This window comes from Caballeronia sp. DA-9, assembly GCF_051615025.1.
GTDB classification, from domain to species: Bacteria; Pseudomonadota; Gammaproteobacteria; order Burkholderiales; family Burkholderiaceae; genus Caballeronia; species Caballeronia sordidicola.
Genome location: NZ_CP195133.1, coordinates 898,532 through 920,292 on the forward strand (window position 1 = coordinate 898,532; position 21,761 = coordinate 920,292).

A 21,761-nucleotide genomic window follows, 5' to 3' on the forward strand; every position below is an offset into this window, starting at 1 on the left:
GATGAGTCTTGATCGCGCCCAGATCGACACCGCCCTCGGCGGTCTGATCGATCCCAATACCAGCCGCTCTTTTGCGGACACTAAAAGCATTCGCAACGTGACCATAGACGGCGCCAATGTCGGCGTCAATCTCGTGCTGGGCTATCCGGCGAAAAGTCAGTTCGAGGCTATACGCACGCTCGTGTCCGACACAATCACCAAGGTGCCCGGCGTGGCCGGCGTACGCGTGGATGTATCGTCGCAAGTGGTGGCGCACGCCGTCCAGCGCGGCGTGAAATTGTTGCCGAACGTCAAGAACATCATTGCGGTGGCGTCGGGCAAGGGCGGTGTCGGCAAAAGCACGACCGCAGTGAACCTGGCGCTTGCGCTGGCTTCGGAAGGCGCGTCGGTCGGCATGCTGGACGCCGATATCTACGGCCCCTCGCTGCCCATGATGCTCGGCATCAGCGGCCGGCCGGAGTCTCCCGATAATCAATCGATGAACCCGCTGGTCGGCCACGGCATCCAGGCGAATTCCATCGGCTTTCTGATCGAGCAGGACAATCCGATGGTCTGGCGCGGCCCGATGGTCACGTCCGCGCTCGAACAATTGCTGCGCCAGACCAACTGGAAGGATCTGGATTACCTGGTCGTGGACATGCCGCCGGGCACGGGCGACATCCAGCTCACGCTGTCGCAGAAAGTGCCGGTGACGGGCGCGGTAATCGTCACCACGCCGCAGGATATCGCGCTGCTCGACGCCAAAAAGGGCTTGAAGATGTTCGAGAAGGTCGGCATTCCAATCTTGGGCATTGTCGAGAACATGAGCACGCATATCTGCTCCAATTGCGGCCACGAAGAACATATCTTTGGCGCGGGCGGCGGCGAGCGCATGTCGAAGGAATATGGCGTGCCGGTGCTTGGCAGCCTGCCGCTGGATATCGCCATCCGCGAGAAAACCGATGCCGGCCAGCCGACCGTGGTGTCGCAGCCGGACAGCAAGATCGCCGATGCGTACCGGTCGATCGCGCGCAAGGTTGCGATCGCGATTGCGGAACGCCAGCGCGACATGACCTCGATGTTCCCGAGCATCGTGGTGCAGAACACCTGAACGGCGGCGGGCGCGAACGATATGACTCGTGCCTGTCGCTCAAGGATGTGCCTTAAGGATGTGCCTCATGCGTGTCGCGGTATCATGTGGCCTTCCATTGGCGCGGTCAGGTGAGCACACGGGGTGGTCGCGGGTCGCCATGAGGATTGCATGAAACGAAGATTCGACGGGTCTGGATCGGGCAGCCAGCCTGCCACGGCAAGCCCGATCCTGAACACCGTGTCGCGCTGGCGAACGCGCGCGGTATTGGGCGTAGCCGCGGGTCTGGCAATGACCGCCGGCACATTGCTGCTCGGCGGCTGTGGCATTTTGTTCCAGACCCACGAGAAACGCGCCGATGCCACATTGCAACCCACCGCGGGCAGCAACGTGGCCGGGTCGGTGACGTTCATCGAACGCTCGGATGGCGTACAGGTTTCCTATAACCTGTCCGGCATGCCGCCTGACAGCGAGCACGCGCTGCAGATTCACGAGCGCGGGGATTGCATCGTCTCGAATTCATCCGATGGCGGCCCGGTCTTCGCACCCGCAGCGGACCGCAGCCGGTCGGGCTCGAAAGTGGAGGGCGACCTCGCCACCATTCGCGCCGATGCGAACGGCTCGGCCACCGGATTCATCGTGGCGCCCGATGTTTCGCTCGACGGCGTGCGCTCGGTGCTCGCGCGCGCCGTTCTGCTTCATCGCGATACCTCCGACTCGTACTCGCTCACGCCACGCGGCGCAGGACCCGCACTCGCGTGCGGCGTGATTCGTCAATGAAATCAGGCCACTAAAGCAATCAGCCTGGCTTCTTGGCCAGGTCCCGCCGTGTGGCTCATCACATCAAGTAAAATACGCGCTTCTCGGCGGCTCCCCCCGGCTTTGACGTGCTTCTGCACGCAATCCCGGCTTCCGGCCACGCCCTGTTTCAAGCACAGCGGCTTCTCCAAAGCTGCTTCTTTCGTTGGGTAGCGTTCCCTATGAGCATCAAGTCCGACAAGTGGATCCGGCGCATGGCCGAAGAGCACAAGATGATCGAGCCGTTCGTGCGCGATCAGGTGCGCGTGTCCGAAGACGGCAGGAAGATCGTGAGTTACGGCACGTCGAGCTATGGCTACGACATCCGCGTGGCGGACGAATTCAAGATATTCACGAACATCAATTCCACGATCGTCGACCCGAAGAATTTCGACGAGAAATCGTTTGTCGACTTCAAGGGCGACGTTTGCATCATTCCGCCGAATTCCTTCGCGCTGGCGCGCACGGTCGAGTATTTCCGGATTCCGCGCTCGTGCCTGACAGTGTGTCTCGGGAAATCCACCTACGCGCGCTGCGGGATCATTGTGAACGTGACGCCGTTCGAGCCGGAATGGGAAGGCTACGTGACGCTCGAATTCTCAAATACGACACCTTTACCTGCCAAAATCTACGCGAACGAAGGCGTGGCGCAGGTTCTCTTCTTTGAAAGCGACGAAATCTGCGAGACTTCCTACGCTGATCGTGGGGGCAAGTATCAAGGGCAAAGCGGCGTAACGCTGCCGAAAACCTGACGTTGCTGCTGCAGATAGTGCAGTTTGGAACGTCATTGCAACGCTTTTTGAAAGACCGCTGGACTCGAGCATGCACAACTCGGTCAGCGGTCGTTCCATTTGGAGATTCGCCTCATGAAGTTCCGTTTTCCCGTCGTCATCATCGACGAAGATTTTCGCTCCGAGAACATCTCGGGTTCCGGTATCCGCGCGCTCGCCGAGGCGATCGAGCGCGAAGGCGTCGAGGTGCTCGGGCTGACGAGTTACGGCGACCTGACTTCGTTTGCGCAGCAATCGAGCCGCGCGTCGTGTTTCATTTTGTCGATCGATGACGACGAATTGCTGCCGTATGCCGACAGCAACGTGGTGCTGGCCGAGGGCGATGCGCCAGAACTGGCGTCCGCCATCGTTGCGCTGCGCGCGTTCGTGCAGGCGGTGCGCCGGCGCAATGCCGACATTCCGATTTTCCTGTACGGCGAAACGCGCACGTCGCGGCACTTGCCCAACGACATCCTGCGCGAACTGCACGGTTTCATCCACATGTTCGAGGACACGCCGGAGTTCGTCGCGCGCCACATCATTCGCGAAGCGAAGGTGTATCTCGATGCGCTTGCGCCGCCGTTCTTCAAGGAACTCGTGCAATACGCCGAAGAGGGTTCGTACTCGTGGCATTGCCCCGGGCACTCGGGCGGCGTGGCATTCCTGAAAAATCCGCTGGGCCAGATGTTCCATCAGTTTTTCGGCGAGAACATGTTGCGGGCGGACGTCTGCAATGCCGTCGACGAACTCGGCCAACTGCTCGATCACACCGGACCGGTGGCGGCGTCGGAGCGCAACGCGGCGCGCATTTTCAGCGCGGACCATTTGTTCTTCGTGACCAACGGCACGTCGACATCGAACAAGATTGTCTGGCACGCAACCGTCGCGCCGGGCGACATCGTGCTGGTCGATCGTAATTGCCACAAGTCGATCCTGCACGCCATCACCATGACGGGCGCGATTCCGGTGTTTTTGACGCCAACGCGCAATCACTTCGGCCTGATCGGGCCTATTCCGCGCGACGAATTCAAGCCGGAAAACATCCGCAAGAAGATCGAGGCCAATCCGTTCGCACGCGAAGCGCTCGCGAAGAACCCGAACGTGAAGCCGCGCATCCTGACGATCACGCAAAGCACGTACGATGGCATTGTCTACAACGTCGAGATGATCAAGGACCTGCTCGGCGACATGCTGGACACGCTTCACTTTGACGAAGCATGGCTGCCGCACGCCGAGTTCCACGAGTTCTATCAGGACATGCACGCCATTGGCGCGGGGCGTCCGCGTACGGGCGCGCTGGTGTTCGCCACGCATTCCACGCACAAGCTGCTCGCGGGCATTTCGCAGGCATCGCAGATCGTGGTTCAGGATTCGGAAAACAGCACGTTCGACAAACACCGCTTCAACGAAGCATATTTGATGCATACGTCGACCAGCCCGCAATACGCGATCATCGCGTCGTGCGACGTGGCTGCGGCCATGATGGAGCCGCCGGGCGGCACGGCGCTGGTGGAAGAGTCGATTGCGGAAGCGCTCGATTTCCGCCGCGCCATGCGCAAGGTCGACGACGAATACGGCGACGACTGGTTCTTCAAGGTGTGGGGACCGGAAGCGTTGGCCGAGGAGGGGATTGGCGACCGCGAAGAATGGGTGTTGAAGCCGAACGACCACTGGCATGGTTTCGGCGCGCTCGCGGAAGGCTTCAACATGCTCGACCCGATCAAGGCGACCATCATCACGCCGGGGCTCGATGTTGACGGCGAGTTCGGCGAGACGGGCATTCCGGCTGCCATCGTGACGAAGTATCTGGCGGAGCACGGGATCATTGTGGAGAAGACCGGGCTGTATTCGTTCTTCATCATGTTCACCATCGGCATTACGAAGGGCCGCTGGAACTCCATGGTCACCGAACTGCAGCAGTTCAAGGACGACTACGATAACAACCAGCCGCTGTGGCGCGTGCTGCCCGATTTCATTGCACAGCATCCGTCGTATGAGCGCATGGGATTGCGCGATTTATGCGAGCAGATTCACAGTGTTTATCGAGCGAATGACATTGCGCGGCTGACGACCGAAATGTATCTCTCCAGCATGGAACCGGCCATGAAGCCGTCCGAAGCGTATGCGAAGCTGGTGCATCGCGAGATCGACCGGGTGCCTATCGACGAACTCGAAGGCCGCGTGACGACAATCCTGCTGACGCCGTACCCGCCGGGCATTCCGTTGCTGATTCCGGGCGAGCGGTTCAACAAGACCATCGTGGATTATTTGCGCTTTGCGCGCGAATTCAACGAACGCTTCCCGGGTTTCCATACGGATATCCACGGGCTGGTCGGTGAGATGATCAACGGGCGGATCGAGTATTTCGTCGATTGCGTGGCGCTCGAGCGTTAAGCCGGAAGCTAAATGGCAATGAAGGAGGCCCGCATAAGCTCAAGCGGGCCTTTTTCATTTAAGTCACGATAAACCTGCGTTCCGTCACCCCGGGTTCGGGCAAGCCTTTCGGCGGCCGCTTGAAGTCGGGATCGGCGGTCATGTCGTGGAGCATGTTTTCAAGCGCATCGCAGAGCGCATTCAACGCAAGGTCGTTTTCTTCCAGGCCGAACGGATCTTCGATCTGCGCCGCGATGGCTTCCAGCGACATGAATGCATATGCGACGAGCAATGCGAAAAGAGGCGTCAGCACGCCCGCGCCATCGACAAGACCGAACGGCAGCAGCACGCAGAACAGGTAGACCGTCCGGTGGATCATCACTGAGTATGAGAAGGGCAAAGGAGTGGAAGCCAGACGTTCGCAGCCGCCGATCACACCCGAAAGCTCATTGAGATTCTGCTCGAATGCGAGCATGCCGTATCCGTCGAGCGCGCCTTCCTGGGCACGTACACCGGCCCATTCGCCGAGCCAGCGCAGGATGGTTGTCGATCGATTCTGCGCTTTGACCGTGCGCTGATATAACGCAGGCGTCAGGCGCGTGGCGAGATCGGGAAGCGCGTCGGTGCGGCGCATTTCGTGGCGCAGCGCATGACCAAGCGCGCCGATTGCCGCGATAAATTCATGTGTGTCCTCGGCCTTGACGCCGCGTGTCAGGGTCAGTGCCTGACGCGCGAGCGAACGGCCGTGAATGGACAATCCGCCCCAGAGTTTGCGGCCTTCCCACCAGCGCTCATAGCTCGCGCCATTGCGAAATCCGAGGAATACCGCGAGCGCGATGCCAACCAAGGCGAACGGCGGCGTGCCGAGTCCCACCGGATAATTGCGCACGTGATCGTGCATCACGATTGCCGCGACGGACAGCACGAAAATCAGCGCGAGCCGGGGCAGGAGTTGCGGAAGCACGGAGCCGCGCCAGACGAACAGCATGCGGAACCAGTGGAGTTTGGGGCGGATGATCATGGGAACCGGATTTGACTGAGTTGACCGCATTCCATTGCTGGGATCCGGCGAGGCTGTAGCCTTATTGACTACGAATGTAGCCAATACGGCTACGTTGTGGGCTGGCCGGACCGTGACATCAACCTCACCCCAACGCAGCCCGCGCCGCCTTCGCCGCTGCCCGAACCTGTTCAGGCGCTGTCCCGCCAGCGTGGTTCCGGCTCGCAACCGACCCTTCCAGCGTCAAGTACTCGAATACATCCTCGCCAATCAAATGCGCAACATTCGGCAATTCCGAGCGCATTTCCTCGAGAGTCAGATCCGCCAGATCGCAGCCACGATCCACGCAAATGCGCACGGCGAGCGCCACGGCTTCGTGCGCATCGCGAAAGGGCAAGCCGCGTTTCACCAGATAATCGGCCAGATCCGTTGCCGTCGAAAAACCTTGCAACGCCGCCGCGCGCATGGCGTCCGGCTTGACCGTGATGCCCGCTGCCATTTCAGCGAAAATGCGCAGGGTGTCCGAGACGGTATCGACAGTATCGAACAGCGGTTCCTTGTCTTCCTGATTGTCCTTGTTGTACGCGAGCGGCTGACCCTTCATGAGCGTCAGCAACGAAACCAGATTGCCATTGACGCGTCCCGTCTTGCCACGCGCAAGTTCGGGCACGTCGGGGTTTTTCTTTTGCGGCATGATCGACGAGCCGGTGCAAAAACGATCAGCCAGATCGATGAAACCCACCCGCGGACTCATCCACAGCACGAGTTCTTCGGAGAAGCGCGAGACGTGCGTCATGATCAGCGCGGCGGCGGCCGTGAATTCGATGGCGAAATCGCGATCCGATACGGCGTCGAGCGAATTGGCGCAGATGCCATCGAAGCCGAGGGTTTTGGCAACGGCTTGACGATCGATCGGATAGCTCGTTCCAGCCAGCGCGGCAGCGCCCAGCGGCAAGCGATTCACGCGCTTGCGGCAATCGGCCATGCGTTCGCTGTCCCGCGTGAACATCTCCACATACGCCAGCAGGTGATGACCAAACGTCACGGGCTGCGCCACTTGCAGATGGGTGAAGCCCGGCATGATGGTTCCGGCATTCTGCTCGGCAATATCGATCAGCGCGCGGCGCAGTTCCACTAATAGCTCGCCAATCCGGTCAATCTCGCCACGCAGCCACAAACGGATATCGGTCGCGACCTGATCGTTGCGCGAGCGGCCGGTGTGCAGGCGCTTGCCGGCATCGCCAATAAGCGCAGTCAGCCGTGCCTCGATGTTCAGGTGCACGTCTTCAAGGTCGAGTTTCCATTCGAATTCGCCACGCTCGATTTCGCCCTGAATCTGCGTCATGCCTTTCTGGATGGCCTGGAAATCCGCATCGCCGATAATTTTCTGCGCGGCCAGCATGGCGGCGTGGGCGAGCGAGCCCTGGATATCGACGAGCGCCAGACGCTTGTCGAAGAACACCGATGACGTATAGCGCTTGACCAGATCGGACATCGGTTCGTTGAAGCGAGCCGACCAGGCTTCGCCTTTCTTGTGCAGTTGGGACGTCATAGTGATGTTCGTAAGAGGACTGAAAACGAGGACGGAAAACGGCGGAACTGCCAATTTTACAGGCAATGACAGACCCGCAACCATTTGGGAGACCGTCGAAAAGAAAAGGGGCGCCTTACGACGCCCCTTCGGATTCACCGCGTGAAAACCATCAAGCTGCCGGAATCACCTTACCCGTATAAACCACCGGCCCGGTCGGCCCATTGGGGTTCGGCGAGCCGCCAACCGGTTCGACCGAAACCGCCAGCACCGGATACGCACTCACAGAAGCGGCCTTGAACTTCGCGGTTCCGCCGACCGGCAGCACGCCAAGCGACACCGGATGTCCCTGCTTCGGCAAACCCCAAAGCTGCATGGATTTATCGGAAGGATCGGACGATCCGCTCAACCGCCGTACCGTCACTTCCGATGTCCGGTCATCCCAAGTCACGAGCATGCGCGCGTTGGATTTTTCATCGGCGAGGGTGGCCACATAGCCAATTCGCGGTTCCTGCGCCACTTGCGGCACGGGCGTAGGCGCGGGTACGGGCGTTGTCGTGGAAAGCTCGCGCACCGACACCACGAGCGCGATAGCGGCAATGGCGGTCGCGGCGATCGACCAGCCGCGCCAGAACGACAGGTTCTCGAACCAGTTCGGTTTCGGGCGTGCGACCGGACGAGCCGCGGCTGCATCGCGGCGTGCATTCACGAGATTCAAGCGCCGTTCGATAGCCGGCCAGATTTCGGGAGGCGGCGCCACAGCCGGCCCGAGCTCGGTCATGGCCGCGAGCCGCAAGCGCCACGTTTCAACGGCCAGCCGGATGACGGGATCATGCTGCGAAATACTTTCGAATCGTCTTCGCGACCCGCCGCGCAATACGCCAAGCGTGTATTCGGCGGCAAGCTGATCGACGAGGCCTGCGTATCGATGCAGATCCATCACAGCCCTCCCAGGCACGTCTTGAGTTTTTCCAGGCCGCGACGAATCCACGACTTCACTGTGCCGAGCGGTACTTTGAGAACGTCGGCCACTTCGCTGTGGCTCTGGTCACGCAGGTACGCAAGCGCCACCGCCTGGCGCTGATTGGCTTCGAGCCGTTCCATGCAGATCGCGAGTTGCCGTGCTTCCTGGCTCATCAGCATCTGGTCGGAGGGATCTGCCTCGTTTGCCGGCAAGGTATCGTCCAACGCGTCGCTCCATTCGGTTTCGGCGCTGGCCCCGTTGGCTTTTTGCCGCCGCAAATAATCGAGTGCCCGGTTGCGGACAATCGCCGCCATCCAGGTCATCGGCGCGGACAGGCCTGCTTTGTAGTCGCCCGCGTATCGCCAGATATTGACGAACGCATCCTGCAAGACTTCTTCGGCCCACTCGCGCTTCACCAATATACGGAGCGCGAGGCCAAACAGTTTCGATGAAGTCAGATCGTAGAGCGCGCGCAACGCGGCGGCGTCTTCGGTGGCGACACGGTCTAGCAATTGCACGAGGGTGTCGGGTGTCGGGTCTTGGGAAAGGATTGTCGTCATGGGACCGGTCGGGTGGGCGGCGCGACTGATATTACCGAAATAATCGCGTTGATCCGCATTGGTTTTTTTGCATCCGGATGAATCCGTTTCGCTTTTTCAAACGTAATCACGGATACGAGCCCGTTTTGGCAAGCGCGAAAAATCCCGCGCAGCCGGCGCAGCTCACCACGTGTCCCCGTTCTCCTCCGGCCTTGGCCGGGGAGAAGCGGCTTCGCCCGGTCCAATAGGCCGGGCATTTTTTTGGGCGCCGGGCGCGCGAATCCGCGCTTGAAACTGCCCGGCAATCTCCTGCTTAAACGCCCACCAGCATCACCAGCTTCAAATCCTCCCGATGCGCGGGCTTGAACGTAATCTGGTCGTACACAAGGCGGCCGCGCGTGGGATGGTTGAATTCCCGCGTGCCGCCTTCGCGCTCGCCCACATCCTGAGACGCCCAGAAACGCGCGAACGCATCGCTTGCGGCGCTGAGTGAATCGATCAGCGCGCGTGTCGGGGCATCGTTCAGATGACGAATCGAGTCGGCCCGGAACTCGGCCACCAGCCGCCGCGCCCGCGTCTCCCAATCCACGATCAGACTCTGCGCGCCCACCCCGGTAAAGGTGAACGAAAGCAGGTTGCGATCCTGCTCGCCATCAAGCCAGCCGACAAATAATTGCGCCGCCTGCACATTCCACCGCAGCGCGTTCCATTGGCGGTCGAGCACGTAGGCGGGGGCATCGATCAATTCCACGGATTTCAATAGCGATAGAGGCGCGTCCTGCGCCGCCGGATCGGGCTCGGCGGGATCGCGCTGGGCGGCGAGTTCAAACAGATAGGCGCGCTCGGCGCGCGAAAGCTGCAATGCCACGGCGATGCGCGCGAGGGCATCGGCGGAAGCCGACACCGGCCGTCCCTGCTCGATCCACGTGTACCAGGTCGGACTCACGCCGCACAATTGCGCAACTTCCTCGCGACGCAAACCGGGCGTGCGGCGGCGCGGACCGGGCGGCAAGCCGACCGCCATTGGCGAAAGCCGCTCGCGATGCGCACGGATAAAGTCGCCCAGCGCGCGCGCCGGGGTGGCATCGAGCGGCGGTGCGGTATTGGCGTTAGGCACGGAAGGGGACGACAAGGTCATGAGCACACGTTGAAATAGTTTCAATCCGACGTTCGGGTACTTTGGATACCAGAATAACCGCACAACTTGTACCGGTACAAGGCGGCGCTTATTGTAGCGTTGCAGTCGCCGAGAAAACACCCACAAAAACCTGGAGTTACCCATGAAACATCACGATCAGGTCGCCGACGCCTTCGGCTCGACCGCCGCCGCGTACCTCACGAGCGCTGTTCACGCAACCGGCGCTGACCTGCAGGAACTGGCGCGCGAAGTCGCGGCGGTTCCCGACGCTGTCGTGCTCGACCTGGGCTGCGGCGCGGGTCACGTGAGTTTTGCGGTCGCGCCGCACGCCAAAAACGTGGTGGCGTATGACATTGCGGAGCAGATGCTGGCGACCGTTGCCGCGGCGGCGAAAGATCGCGGGCTCGCGAACATCACGACGCAACGAGGCCCCGCCGAGCGCCTGCCTTTTCCCGACGCCACCTTCGACCGCGTGTTGAGCCGCATGAGCGCCCATCATTGGCACGATGTGCCCGCCGCGCTCAAGGAAGTGCGGCGCGTGCTGAAACCGGGCGGCCGCGTGGTGTTCGTGGACATCGCGGGCGCGGATCATCCGTTACTCGATACCCATATCCAGGCCGTCGAAGTGCTGCGCGATGGCTCGCATATCCGGGATTATCGAGGCGACGAATGGCTGGCTTTATTCGCGCGGGCGGGATTCAAGGCGGAGATTCGCAGTCGCTGGCGCCTGCCGCTTCAATTCGATACATGGGTCGCGAGAATGCGCACGCCGCCGGAACGGGTGACGGCGATCCGTTCGCTGTGGAAAAACGCGCCGGACGAAGTGCGCCAGTATTTCGCGGTTCAGGACGATGGTTCGTTTGAACTGGATGCGCTGATGCTGGAAGCGGAGTGACGAAAAAAAAGCCGGGTGGGATTCGAAACCGCCCGGCTTTGCATGGGACAAACCCGCCCCAGGAATCACCCCGTGTTACGCAACCCCGCCGCAATCCCGTTAATGGTCAAATGAATCCCGCGCCCCAGCCGCACGTTGTCATCGCCCGCGCGGTGCCGCTTGAGCAATTCCACCTGCAAGTGATTCAGCGGGTCCAGATACGGGAACCGGTTCTTGATCGAGCGCGCGAGCAGCGGGTTATTCGCGAGCCGTTCGCTGTGCCCCGTGATCTCCGACAACACGTTCGACGTCCGCTCCCATTCCGCCACGATCCGGCCGAACACATGCTTGCGAAGCTTTTTATCGGTGACGAGCTGGGCATAGCGCGATGCCACCGCAATGTCCGTCTTCGCCAGCACCATGTCCATGTTCGAGAGCAGGTTCGCGAAAAACGGCCAGGTCTTGTGCATCTTCTTGAGCGTGGCGAGCCGCTTGTTGCGCTCGGCGGCGTCGGGCGCGGTGTCTAGAAAATCCGTCACCGCGCTGCCAAAGCCATACCACCCGGTAAGAAGCAGACGGCATTGGCCCCACGAGAAGCCCCAGGGAATGGCACGCAGATCCTCGATCTTGCGTTGCTTCGGGTCCTGGATTTTCCGCGATGCCGGCCGGCTGCCAATGTTCAGTTCGGCAATCTCTGAAATCGGCGTGGATTCGAAAAAGTATTCCTTGAACCCCGGCGTCTCGTACACGAGCGCGCGATACGCGGCCATCGCCGAATCGGACAGCGTCTGCATGATCGCTTCGAACGCGGGCAATTGGGCTGGCGTGCTTTCGTGCGGCAAAAGCGATGCCTCGAGCGTGGCCGCAACCACAAGCTCCAGATTGCGCCGCCCGATTTCCGGATTGCCGAACTTGCTGGCAATTACTTCGCCTTGCTCGGTCGTGCGGATCTGGCCATCGACGGTACCCGGCGGCTGCGACAAGATCGCCTGATACGTCGGACCACCGCCGCGCCCGACCGTGCCTCCGCGGCCATGAAAGAGCCGCAGCGTGGTCTTGTGCTGCCTGAACAACGCAACCAGCGCCAGTTCCGCCCGATACAACTCCCAGTTCGACGTAAGAAAACCGCCGTCCTTGTTGCTGTCGGAATAACCCAGCATGACTTCCTGCTCGCCGCCTTGCAGTTCGACCAGTTTGCTCACGCCCGGCAGCGCAAAAAAATCGCCCATGATATGCGGCGCGTTGCGCAGGTCGGCGATGGTTTCAAACAGCGGAATCACCATCAGGCCGTTGTGCGCCGGATCCTTGGCATGACCAAGACGCCCTTGCAGCAAACCAGTTTCCTTCTGCAGCAACATGACTTCCAGCAAGTCGCTGACGGTTTCCGTGTGCGAAATAATGTAGTTGCGCACGGCCCGCGTGCCGAATTTCTCGCGCGCCACGCGCGCCGCTTCCAGCACGCCGAGTTCACTCCGGGCGAGGTCCGAATAATCGAAATAGGGCAGCCGCAGCGGTCGCGGCTGGGCCAGTTCGTTGAGCAGCAACGCAATCTTGTCGGCTTCGGGCAGCGCGGCGTAATCGTCCTGAACGCCCGCGCGCGCCAGCAATTCTGCAATCACCGCTTCATGAATGTCCGAACTCTGACGCAAGTCGATACTCGCCAGATGGAAGCCGAACACTTCCGCCGCGCGCGCCAAAGGTGACAGGCGCGGCGCCGACAAATACTCGCCATGATGCGCGGCGAGCGACTCGATCAGCACGTTGAGATCGGCAGTAAATTCCGTCGCCGATGCATACGGTTTCGCCGGATGACGGCTGCGCGCCGTAACCACGCCCGCGCCCAGACGCTCGTCGGCGGACGCGACGAGCCGGGCATACACGCCGATCAACGCGCGCCGGTAGGGTTCGTCGGTACGATGCGGCGACGAATCCGGGGAGGCATCGGCGAGTTTCTTGAGCGCGTCGCTCGCGCCGGCCAGCAAGTTCGACACCGATAATTCCGCGCCGAGCTTATGCACCTGCTCCAGATAGTGTTCGAAGATCACCGTGGCCTGGCGCGTGATGGCGTGGACAAGCGTGGGCGCGGTGACGTTCGGATTGCCGTCGCGATCTCCGCCAATCCAGCTTCCCATTTGCAGGAACGCTGGCAACCGCGCGGGCAGGCCGTGCTCGGCGAGCGCGGCTTCTATGTCGGCGTAAAGCGCAGGAATTTCCTCGAGGAATGTCGCGCGGTAATACGACAGCGCGTTCTCGATTTCATCGGCAACGCTCAGGCGGGCGTCGCGCAACATCCGCGTTTGCCAGAGCGACGTGACGCGGGCGCGCAGCATCGACTCGTTGTGCGCACGTTCGCGCGCGGTCAGTTCCTGGTCGCGTTCGGCAAGCAGCCGCGCGACCTCGTGCTGCGCGTCGAGAATGCTCTTGCGCGAAACTTCGGTCGGGTGAGCGGTCAGGACGGGCACGATCAGGGCATCGTCGAAGAACTTCTGCAGCGTGGCCTTGGCCGTTGACGCATTCGGCGCCGCCTTCAACCGCTCGATTGCATACGCCATCGTGCCGGCTTGCGGCGCGGAGCCCGCGAGCGCGTGGATTCGCCGGCGCCGGTTGTGATGCCGGTCTTCCGCGATATTCGCCAGATGCGAAAAATAGCTGAACGCGCGCACGACGCTCACCGTCTGTTCGGGTGAAAGCGATTTCAGACGCTTGTCCAGCGCCTGCGAGGCCTCGCTGTCTTCCTCGCGACGAAACTTGACTGCCGTCTGACGAATCGATTCGACGACATCGAACACTTTGTCGCCTTCCTGCTCGCGCACCACGTCGCCGAGCAGGCGGCCGAGATAGCGGATGTCTTCGAAGAGCGGCAGGTCCTTGTCGTCGCGCGTGCGCGATGCGGTTTTGGGCGCGCCAGAGCCGCCATTCGCAAGGGGCTTCCTGACGGCGGCAGCACGTGTTTTCGAAGCTTTGGCGACGGACGATACATTGGCCGCGATGGCCTTGACGGACGAACCTTCATCCTTCGATGCCGCATTGCGGCGGGGGCGGGCAGTGCGCGCCGATCCGGGAGACGTCACGTTGAATTCCTCTTGTTAGCCAACTTTAAAGCCACAGACTGAATATGGAAGCGTGCGGACGGGCGCATGAAACGACGTCCGGGTGCTCCGCCAAGCTGCTCTTGCAGTGTTACTGGGCGTTGCGGCTGAAACTCGAGAAATCCAGGGCGATCAGCGGTATCAGCACCCGGGAATGCGTGCTTCGACCATGATGCGTGCCGCATGCCGCGGCGTGTGCCCTGCTGTCTCCGTCCCGCCGCATCGCTCCGGGCCTCTCAGTCGCGCCAGCGCGGCTCGGACTGTAATTGGGCTGTGGCGTGCGTGCTACCATTGTTTGTTATCCATCCCGTCATTCGATTGACCCGCAATGAACTCCGAGACGCCTTCCACGCCACCGCCCCGTACCTTGGTCATCGCCTCGCGGGAGAGCCGTCTAGCCATATGGCAGGCAGAGCACGTGCAGTTTGCGCTGCACAAATTATATCCATCTTGCGACGTCAAAATCCTCGGATTGACGACTCGCGGCGATCAGATTCTCGACCGGACCTTATCGAAGGTCGGCGGTAAAGGGCTCTTCGTCAAGGAACTCGAAGCGGCGCTCGCCGACGGCCGCGCGGACCTCGCCGTGCATTCGCTGAAAGACGTGCCCATGGAACTGCCCGACGGCTTCACGCTCAGCACCATCCTCAAGCGCGAAGATTCCCGCGATGCCTTCGTCTCGTCGCATTTCGCGTCGCTTGGCGATTTGCCTCACGGCAGCATAGTGGGAACCTCGAGCCTGCGCCGCGAAGCCATGCTGCGCATGCATTTCCCTCATCTCGACGTGCGCCCGTTGCGCGGCAATCTCGATACCCGTTTGGCCAAGCTCGATCGCGGCGATTATGCAGCGATCATTCTCGCGGCAGCCGGCCTGATCCGGCTCGGGCTTGAAGCGCGGATTCGCGCGTATTTGTCGCCGGAAACGAGTTTGCCGGCGGCGGGACAAGGCGCGCTTGGCATCGAGATTCGCGCGGGCCGTGAAGACCTTGCGGCGTGGCTTGCGCCCTTGCATCACGCGGCCACCGCTGCGGCGGTCGAAGCGGAGCGCATGGTCTCGCGCTCGCTCGGCGGCAGTTGCGAAGTGCCGCTTGCCGCCTACGCTGAATGGCGCGGCGGCGCGCTGCACTTGCGCGGGTGTGTATCGACGGTCGATGGAACGCGCGTACTTCGCGCCGAAGGCTCGGCGAACGGCGGTGACGCCGGTGCCGATGTTGACGTTCAAGCCGCGCTCGACCTCGGCGCCCGCGTTTCGGCGGAACTCGAAGCGCAAGGCGCAATGGACATCGTCCGCGAGCTGAGCACGGCGAGCGGCGCGCGCATTCCTCCTGCTGCTTCGCCCGTCGACTGATGGCGAGCGCTCACGATTCGACGCAATCACCGGGCGAGGGGACAACGCGGCGATCGACCGTTGTCATCACGCGTCCGTCCGGCCAATCCATTGCATTAATCGCGATGCTCGAACGCGCCGGTTTCGCGCCGTTCGAGTTTCCGCTCATCGACATAGGCCCGGCCGCCGATACCGCCCCGCTTCAAGCCGCGCTGGGCGAGCTTTACGCGCCTGCCGAACTCGGATTCGCGCTCGTTGTATTTGTGTCGCCGAACGCGATTCAGCACGCGTTTGCCGCGCTGAGTGCGCCGTGGCCCACGCACGTTGCGCTTGGCGTGGTCGGACCCGGAAGCGTTGCCGCGCTCGCGCGCCAGGGTATCGCTGCGCCGGCCTATACGGTCATCAGTCCGGGCGCCGACGCCACGATCACCGAAACGCCGACCGATCCCCGCTACGATTCCGAGGCGCTGTACGCGGCGATCATGTCGCATTTCGGTCCCGATGGCCTCAAGAACAAACGTGTGCTGATAGTACGTGGCGACGGCGGCCGCGAATGGCTCGCGGATACGCTTGTTGATGCGGGCGCGAACGTGGAGAAAGTGGCGGCGTATACGCGCATCGTGCCGGAACCGTCCATGCGCGACTGGGAGCGCATTCACGAACTGCTGTCGGGCGAGCCGCACGCGTGGCTGCTCACCAGTTCGGAAGGCGTGCGCAACCTCGAAGAACTGGCTCGCGAATATCTCACCGCCGACGAAACCCTGACGCTCAAGCACGTGCCGCTTGTCACGCCGCATCCGCGTATTGCCGAAGCCGCGCGGCAGGCGGGTTTTGATAGGATTACGGTGTCCGGCGCCGGCGACGAACGCATCGTGCAGGCGTTCAGTGCGCTCTTGAACCCGGCTTCAGTCCCGGACGCAAAGGTTTCTGAGCGCCAGGAACAGGGATACGCGGCCTCGGCGGCAACGCCACCCGGCCAGTCCGGTCAAAAAATCAACCCGGAGTCCGCGCCGACGGATTCCAGGCCGGCCTCCGCGCCGGCTCACCAACCGGCTCAATCACGCATGACTGATTCGATCGATTCCAGCAAGGCTGCTTCTAAACCTGATCCTAAGTCCGATCCCAAGTCCGCCGCGTCGGCGGCGCCGTCGAATCCGCCCAATACGCCGTTCACGCCGTATGAATCGCAGCCGCCTAAGCAGCGGCGCGGCGGCGCGGGCACGGCGCTGCTCTGGCTCGTGCTCGTGATCATCGTGGTGGTGGCGGGCGTGGGTGGTTTCATGCTCAACCGCAAGTTCGATCAACGGGATGCGCAACTCGCGCAGCGCATGCAGGCCAACGACGCGCAAACTGCCGCACTGCGCGCGCAAGCCGATCAGGCCGCCAGTTCGGTCAACGCCATCAACACGCAGATCATCCAGTTCCAGGGCAAGCTCACGGACGCACAGGCGCAAAGCCAGGCGCTGCAACAGCAATATCAGGATCTCGCGAGCAATCGCGACGACTGGACGCTCGCCGAAGTCGAGCAGATCCTGTCGAGCGCCAGCCAGCAATTGCAACTCACCGGCAACGTTCAGCTTGCACTCTTCGCGCTGCAAAGCGCCGACACGCGTCTTGCCGCGACCACGGGGCCGCAGATAGTGACGATCCGCAAGGCCATTGCGCAGGACATGGACAAGCTGCACGCCACGCCGTCCACCGACCTGACCGGCCTTGCCATCAAGCTCGATACCGCCATCGACCAGATCGACCGTCTGCCGCTCGCTGGCGAAGCGGCCATCGTGCCCGCGACCGCACACGCCGATACCCCCGGCGACAGCGCCGCCATTGCCGCCGCGACCAACCAGCCGCGCTGGAAGGTGTGGCTGCAGCAGCTCGCGGGCGGCATTGGGCAGCAGTTGTCGAGCCTGGTGTCGGTGCGGCGAATCGATAACGCCGACGCCATGCTCGCCTCGCCGGATCAAGGCTATTTCGTGCGCGAAAACGTGAAGCTGCGCTTGTTGTCGGCGCGCTTGTCACTGTTGTCGCGCAGCGAACCTGCGCTCAAGTCAGACCTGAACGCCGCCGATACCGCGCTCGGCCGATACTTCGACGCGTCATCGGGCAAGGTCAAGTCGGTGCGCGATCTGATCAAGCAGGTCAACGACGCATCCACCGCCGTGGCCGTGCCCGACCTGAACGCGAGTCTCGCGGCGGTCCATCAGTTCAAGCGAGGCGGATGATGACAATGCGCGGACTGATCTGGTTTGTGCTCCTGTTCGCGGCCGCCGCGGCGCTCGCGCTGGTCGGCGTGTTCGACGGCGGCCAGGTGCTGCTCGTGATCCCGCCGTATCGGGTCGATGTATCGCTCAACCTGTTCGTGGTGGCGCTGGTGGTGACGTTCATCGTGCTGTACGCGGTGCTGCGCGCCATCCGCAGCGTGTGGAAAATGCCGCAGCGCGTGTCGGCGTATCGCACGCGCTCGAGGCTTGCAAAGGCAAATGCGTCCTTGCGCGATGCGATCGGCCACTTGTACGCAGGACGTTTCTCGAAAGCGGAAAAGTCCGCACGCGATTCTCTCTCCGTCGATGAAAACGTCGGCGCCGCCGGGCTGATCGGTGCAAAAGCCGCACACGAAATGCACGAGTACGCGCGCCGCGACGAGTGGCTCGCGAAGGTGACGGGCAGCGACTGGCAGGATGCGCGCTTGATGGCCACGGCAGACATGCGTGCCGACGGCCGCGACGCCGACGGCGCGCTCGTTGCACTGACCGAAATGCAGGCGCAGGGCGGCCGCCGGTTGCACGCGCAGCAGATCGCGTTGCGTGCGCAGCAGCAGTTGAAGAACTGGGGCGAAGTGCTGAAACTGGTCAAGACGCTGGAAAAACGCGAGGCGCTGCATCCGGCGGTCGCGGTGCGTTTGCGTCAGGTCGCCGCCGAGAATTTGCTGCGCGACCGCCGGCACAATCCGGATGCGCTGCTTGAGTTCTGGCAGTCGTTGTCTCCGGTCGAACGGCAGTCGCCGCGTCTGGCCGATCTTGCCGCCGAATTGCTGATCGCGCTGGACCGTCGCAACGACGCACGCAAGATTGTCGAGGAAGCGCTGAACCATAATTGGGACGCGCGTTTGCTGCGCCGGTATCCGGATTGCGCGTCTCCGGGCGACGCATTGCCGCTGATACAGCGCGCCGAAGCGTGGCAGAAGGAGCGCACGGAAGACGCCGACCTGCTGTTCACGCTCGGCCGTTTGTGTCTACATCAGCAGTTATGGGGCAAGGCGCAGGCATTCCTGGAATCGGCCTTGAAACTCGCCGATAACGAACCGCTCAAGATCCGCACGCATCGCGCGCTTGCCCGCTTGCATGAACAACTCGGCGATAGCGAAAAGGCGAGCCAGCATTATCGTGAGAGCGCGCTGGCGATGAACGTGGTCTGAGTTTTTGACGCTTCGAATAAACGCGAGCTCCTTCGTGCACGAAGGCTCGCGGTTTTTTTATTGCTTGCGGGTTATTGAGGCAGGGAACGCCGGCCAGTTGCCGGATTCGCCGTGCGCGGATGCGGCACGGCTGGCACCACAGGCAGCGCTGTGAGCGCGGTGTCGTCGGTCGGAGAGAGCAGCGAGTTCAGCGAAAGCACGTCGCTGTCGGTGAGACTTGCTGTGGACGCCTTCAATTTCAGCGAATTGATCAGCGTGTCGTAACGCGCTTTTGCGAGATCGCGGCGTGCCGAAAAAAGCTGATCCTGCGCGTTGAGCACGTCGATATTGATGCGCACGCCGACCTGATAGCCAAGCAAGTTCGACTCAAGCGACGTACGCGCCGACCGTTCGGCGGTTTCGAGCGCGCGAACCTGAGCAAGTCCGCTCGATACCCCCAAAAATGCCTGTCGCGCCGATAACGCAGCCGAGCGCCGGGCTTGGTCCAGGTCGGCTTGCGACTTGTCTTCGAGCGCGAGCGTTTGCCGCACGCGGCTTTGCGTCGCGCCGCCCTCATAAAGCGGAATGGTGAGCTGAACGCCGACCGTTGCGTTGCTGTAGTAAGCGCCAAAATTGCCCAGTTCGGCCGCCGCCGCCGGGATGCCCGGACCAATGGTGCCCGCGCCGCTGCCAAAACCGCCGCCGAAATTTCCGCCGAAGTTGCCCGCGCCCGCAGCGCCCAGACTGCTCTTGGAATAGCTTGCGACAAGATCGAGCGACGGATAGTGACCGGCTTTCGCCTTCAATGTCTCACGCTGAGCATTCGATACAGCCAGTTGCTTGAGCACGACGTCATAGTTGGCATCGCGCGCGGCGTCAACCCACTGCTGCATGTCGGCGGGAACGGGCGGCGGCAGCGTCACGCCGCGAGCAAGGCCGTCCACGCGCGTCACCGGATGCCCGACGATCTGCTCCAGCGCAGCCAGTTTCACATCGAGATCGTTCTGCGCGGCAATCTCCTGCGAGACGGCCTGATCGTATTTGGCCTGGGCTTCGTTGGTATCGGTGATGGTGGCGCTGCCGGCGTCGAAGGAATGTTTCGCCGATTCGAGCTGCTGCGCAATCGATGCCTTCTGCGAGCGCACGATCGCGAGACTATCCTGGGCCGAAAGCGCGTCGAAGTAAGCCTGCCCGAGCCGCACGATCAGATCCTGACGCGCGGCCGCGAACTGCGCCTGAGCCGATGTCAGCGCGATCTGGCCTTGCTGGTAGCCCTGCCAGCTTGCGACGTTGATGAGCGGTTGAGTCAGCGAAACAACAAAGCCGTTGCTGTTGCCGTTCGATGCCGGAAAACCGCCGCCGAACTCGGTGCGCTGCTCATTGGCGGACAACGATGCCGACAGTTGCGGCAACAGTTTTGCCCGCGCCTGCGGCAGCTGTTCACTGTCGGCGGTGAGACTGGCGCGCGCGCCTTGAAGCTGCGCGTCCGTATTGAGCGCTTCGTCGTAGAGCTGGTCGAGACCGACTGCCATTGCGGGCGAGCACGCCAGCCCGGCGCTGATGCTGGACAGCGCCAGCGCGAACATCGGCCGCATGGAGATTCCGTGGTGACTAAAAAGGCTGAAGGAACGGCGAATCAGTACGTTGGCACGGCTGGATCGACTTGCTTCGACCATGCATCGATACCGCCGAACAGGTTGAACACCTGCGTAAAGCCGCGTGACTCCAGGAACATGCCCACTTGCGCGCTGCGGGCGCCGTGATGGCAGATGCAGACGATCTGCGCTTCGTCGTCCAGTTCTTCACTGCGGGCAGGGATGTCGCGCATCGGAATGGCGACAATGTTGGCCAGCCTGGCCGTTTCAAGTTCCCACGGTTCGCGGACGTCGAGCAGGACAGGAGCGGGGCGCGATGAATCGGCGAGCCATTCGGCCAGTTCGGGTGCGGACAGATTTTGCATGGGATTCCGGTGAAAAGGGCAAGCAGTCGGAGAGCAGGTCAGCTCGCCTGTGCCGCCGGCACAAACGTGTCACGTAAGGTTTAGCAAGTTAAGGCATGGGACCGGGAGCGCGTGCATTCATAAAACGCGCTCCCGGACAACTCAGAACTTGAAGCGCGAAGGTTGCACCGCGTTCTTGAGCGGCGCGATCAGCGTTTCAAAGATATCGGCCACGCGGAATTGCTTTTCGTCAACACGCGTGATGATCTGCGCTTTCATGACCGGCGCGCCGCCAACGAACGCCGCCAGCCGGCCGCCGATCTTCAGTTGATCGAGAAATTCCTGCGGCATGACTGGCAAACCGCCCGACACGCAAATGATGTCGTAGGTTTCGCCCTGGTTCCAGCCGCGTGCGCCATCGCCCAGCGCAACCTGTGCATTCGACACACCGTTGGCCGCCAGATTGTCTTCGGCGAGCTTGGCGAGTTCCGGTTCAATCTCAACGGTTGTCACCGAGCGGCCGCGCGCGGCGAGCAGCGCTGCCATGTAACCCGAACCCGCGCCGATTTCGAGCACGATCTCATGCTTTTTCACAGCCAGCTCTTGCAATACACGCGCTTCGACGCGTGGAAACAGCATGTGCTGGCCAGCCGGCAGCGGAATCTCGAGATCCGCGAACGCAATGTTGCGATACGCAGCGGGGACGAAATTTTCACGCTTGACGATCGACAGCAGGTTCAGGACGTCCTGGTCCAGCACATCCCAGGGGCGGATTTGCTGTTCGATCATGTTGAAACGCGCTTGCTCGATGTTCATGTTCAGTCTGCGGGTCGATCGACCGTTGAGGGTGGAGTTGACTTGGTGACGTACGCAATGACACCGCGTAATGCCGTGCTTATTTCTGCGCTTAGTACTGTAAGTAAGCCGAAAATCGAAGTTGGATTGTAGCAAATCAA

17 protein-coding genes are annotated in these 21,761 nt (G+C 61.9%); 8 read left to right on the forward strand and 9 right to left on the reverse strand.

Translation table 11 applies throughout. From position 1 onward, the window contains the following. Nucleotide 1 precedes the first annotated feature (1 nt). From apbC to ACRWA7_RS20280, 4 genes are all read left to right on the forward strand, one after another. Nucleotides 2–1,090, forward strand: coding sequence for an iron-sulfur cluster carrier protein ApbC (apbC, locus tag ACRWA7_RS20265; RefSeq protein ID WP_438395720.1), 1,089 nt, complete (start codon nucleotides 2–4; stop codon nucleotides 1,088–1,090). Nucleotides 1,091–1,360: 270 nt separating this feature from the next. After that, a complete protein-coding gene (locus ACRWA7_RS20270) occupies nucleotides 1,361–1,849 on the forward strand; it encodes a superoxide dismutase family protein (protein ID WP_060856920.1) in 489 nt (162 codons plus the stop codon). Between the two features lie 200 nt (nucleotides 1,850–2,049). Then, complete coding sequence (gene dcd, locus ACRWA7_RS20275) at nucleotides 2,050–2,619, forward strand: dCTP deaminase (protein ID WP_056351848.1); 570 nt, start codon at nucleotides 2,050–2,052, stop codon at nucleotides 2,617–2,619. Nucleotides 2,620–2,733: 114 nt separating this feature from the next. Further along, entirely contained in the window at nucleotides 2,734–5,031 is a 2,298-nt protein-coding gene (locus tag ACRWA7_RS20280) for an arginine/lysine/ornithine decarboxylase (protein WP_060856867.1), read from the forward strand. Nucleotides 5,032–5,089: 58 nt separating this feature from the next. Here ACRWA7_RS20280 and ACRWA7_RS20285 read toward each other — a convergent pair whose 3' ends face one another. The 5 genes from ACRWA7_RS20285 to ACRWA7_RS20305 form a co-directional block, all read right to left on the reverse strand. Beyond that, on the reverse strand, nucleotides 5,090–6,031 hold the full coding sequence (locus tag ACRWA7_RS20285; protein WP_438395721.1) for a bestrophin family protein: 942 nt from the start codon (nucleotides 6,029–6,031) through the stop codon (nucleotides 5,090–5,092). Nucleotides 6,032–6,155: 124 nt separating this feature from the next. Continuing rightward, the gene (gene argH, locus ACRWA7_RS20290; protein WP_438395722.1) at nucleotides 6,156–7,562 is read right to left on the reverse strand and encodes an argininosuccinate lyase; all 1,407 of its coding nucleotides are present in this window, start codon (nucleotides 7,560–7,562) and stop codon (nucleotides 6,156–6,158) included. 151 nt (nucleotides 7,563–7,713) lie between these two features. Then, a complete protein-coding gene (locus ACRWA7_RS20295) occupies nucleotides 7,714–8,481 on the reverse strand; it encodes an anti-sigma factor (RefSeq protein ID WP_438395724.1) in 768 nt (255 codons plus the stop codon). Continuing rightward, nucleotides 8,481–9,065 carry a sigma-70 family RNA polymerase sigma factor gene (locus ACRWA7_RS20300; protein WP_060856871.1) on the reverse strand — a complete coding sequence of 195 codons (585 nt, stop codon included), beginning with the start codon at nucleotides 9,063–9,065 and terminating at the stop codon, nucleotides 8,481–8,483. Before ACRWA7_RS20300 ends, ACRWA7_RS20295 begins: the two co-directional genes overlap by 1 nt. Before the next feature lie 292 nt (nucleotides 9,066–9,357). Continuing rightward, entirely contained in the window at nucleotides 9,358–10,182 is an 825-nt protein-coding gene (locus ACRWA7_RS20305) for a helix-turn-helix transcriptional regulator (protein WP_374728632.1), read from the reverse strand. A 142-nt stretch (nucleotides 10,183–10,324) separates the two neighbouring features. Here ACRWA7_RS20305 and ACRWA7_RS20310 point away from each other — a divergent pair, with 142 nt between their 5' ends. After that, nucleotides 10,325–11,077, forward strand: a complete 753-nt coding sequence (locus ACRWA7_RS20310) for a class I SAM-dependent methyltransferase (protein ID WP_438395726.1) — start codon at nucleotides 10,325–10,327, stop codon at nucleotides 11,075–11,077. Nucleotides 11,078–11,142: 65 nt separating this feature from the next. Here the strand turns inward: ACRWA7_RS20310 and ppc are convergent, their stop codons facing one another. Beyond that, nucleotides 11,143–14,127, reverse strand: a complete 2,985-nt coding sequence (gene ppc / locus ACRWA7_RS20315) for a phosphoenolpyruvate carboxylase (RefSeq protein WP_438395728.1) — start codon at nucleotides 14,125–14,127, stop codon at nucleotides 11,143–11,145. 346 nt (nucleotides 14,128–14,473) lie between these two features. Here ppc and hemC point away from each other — a divergent pair, with 346 nt between their 5' ends. Genes hemC through ACRWA7_RS20330 form a run of 3 tightly spaced genes read left to right on the forward strand, consistent with a single transcriptional unit; the run spans nucleotide 14,474 to nucleotide 18,887 of the window. Next, entirely contained in the window at nucleotides 14,474–15,493 is a 1,020-nt protein-coding gene (gene hemC / locus ACRWA7_RS20320; RefSeq protein ID WP_438395730.1) for a hydroxymethylbilane synthase, read from the forward strand. Beyond that, nucleotides 15,493–17,694, forward strand: a complete 2,202-nt coding sequence (gene hemDX / locus ACRWA7_RS20325) for a fused uroporphyrinogen-III synthase HemD/membrane protein HemX (protein ID WP_438395732.1) — start codon at nucleotides 15,493–15,495, stop codon at nucleotides 17,692–17,694. The genes hemC and hemDX overlap by 1 nt, the downstream gene beginning before the upstream one ends. Continuing rightward, entirely contained in the window at nucleotides 17,694–18,887 is a 1,194-nt protein-coding gene (locus ACRWA7_RS20330) for a heme biosynthesis protein HemY (protein ID WP_438396711.1), read from the forward strand. The genes hemDX and ACRWA7_RS20330 overlap by 1 nt, the downstream gene beginning before the upstream one ends. A 71-nt stretch (nucleotides 18,888–18,958) precedes the next feature. Here the strand turns inward: ACRWA7_RS20330 and ACRWA7_RS20335 are convergent, their stop codons facing one another. The 3 genes from ACRWA7_RS20335 to ACRWA7_RS20345 form a co-directional block, all read right to left on the reverse strand. Further along, nucleotides 18,959–20,461: a TolC family outer membrane protein gene (locus tag ACRWA7_RS20335; RefSeq protein WP_438395734.1), complete on the reverse strand. Its 1,503-nt coding sequence runs from the start codon at nucleotides 20,459–20,461 to the stop codon at nucleotides 18,959–18,961. Nucleotides 20,462–20,502: 41 nt separating this feature from the next. Further along, nucleotides 20,503–20,826, reverse strand: coding sequence for a rhodanese-like domain-containing protein (locus ACRWA7_RS20340; RefSeq protein WP_438395735.1), 324 nt, complete (start codon nucleotides 20,824–20,826; stop codon nucleotides 20,503–20,505). Nucleotides 20,827–20,967: 141 nt separating this feature from the next. Continuing rightward, nucleotides 20,968–21,621 carry a protein-L-isoaspartate O-methyltransferase family protein gene (locus ACRWA7_RS20345; RefSeq protein WP_438395736.1) on the reverse strand — a complete coding sequence of 218 codons (654 nt, stop codon included), beginning with the start codon at nucleotides 21,619–21,621 and terminating at the stop codon, nucleotides 20,968–20,970. Between the last annotated feature and the right edge of the window lie 140 nt (nucleotides 21,622–21,761).

Coding starts and splice junctions, on each gene's coding strand:
- apbC (WP_438395720.1), top strand. CDS start 2: ATGAGTCTTGATCGCGCCCAGATCGACACCGCCCTCGGCGGTCTGATC.
- ACRWA7_RS20270 (WP_060856920.1), top strand. CDS start 1,361: ATGACCGCCGGCACATTGCTGCTCGGCGGCTGTGGCATTTTGTTCCAG.
- dcd (WP_056351848.1), top strand. CDS start 2,050: ATGAGCATCAAGTCCGACAAGTGGATCCGGCGCATGGCCGAAGAGCAC.
- ACRWA7_RS20280 (WP_060856867.1), top strand. CDS start 2,734: ATGAAGTTCCGTTTTCCCGTCGTCATCATCGACGAAGATTTTCGCTCC.
- ACRWA7_RS20285 (WP_438395721.1), bottom strand. CDS start 6,031: ATGATCATCCGCCCCAAACTCCACTGGTTCCGCATGCTGTTCGTCTGG.
- argH (WP_438395722.1), bottom strand. CDS start 7,562: ATGACGTCCCAACTGCACAAGAAAGGCGAAGCCTGGTCGGCTCGCTTC.
- ACRWA7_RS20295 (WP_438395724.1), bottom strand. CDS start 8,481: ATGGATCTGCATCGATACGCAGGCCTCGTCGATCAGCTTGCCGCCGAA.
- ACRWA7_RS20300 (WP_060856871.1), bottom strand. CDS start 9,065: ATGACGACAATCCTTTCCCAAGACCCGACACCCGACACCCTCGTGCAA.
- ACRWA7_RS20305 (WP_374728632.1), bottom strand. CDS start 10,182: ATGACCTTGTCGTCCCCTTCCGTGCCTAACGCCAATACCGCACCGCCG.
- ACRWA7_RS20310 (WP_438395726.1), top strand. CDS start 10,325: ATGAAACATCACGATCAGGTCGCCGACGCCTTCGGCTCGACCGCCGCC.
- hemC (WP_438395730.1), top strand. CDS start 14,474: ATGAACTCCGAGACGCCTTCCACGCCACCGCCCCGTACCTTGGTCATC.
- hemDX (WP_438395732.1), top strand. CDS start 15,493: ATGGCGAGCGCTCACGATTCGACGCAATCACCGGGCGAGGGGACAACG.
- ACRWA7_RS20330 (WP_438396711.1), top strand. CDS start 17,694: ATGACAATGCGCGGACTGATCTGGTTTGTGCTCCTGTTCGCGGCCGCC.
- ACRWA7_RS20335 (WP_438395734.1), bottom strand. CDS start 20,461: ATGCGGCCGATGTTCGCGCTGGCGCTGTCCAGCATCAGCGCCGGGCTG.
- ACRWA7_RS20340 (WP_438395735.1), bottom strand. CDS start 20,826: ATGCAAAATCTGTCCGCACCCGAACTGGCCGAATGGCTCGCCGATTCA.
- ACRWA7_RS20345 (WP_438395736.1), bottom strand. CDS start 21,621: ATGAACATCGAGCAAGCGCGTTTCAACATGATCGAACAGCAAATCCGC.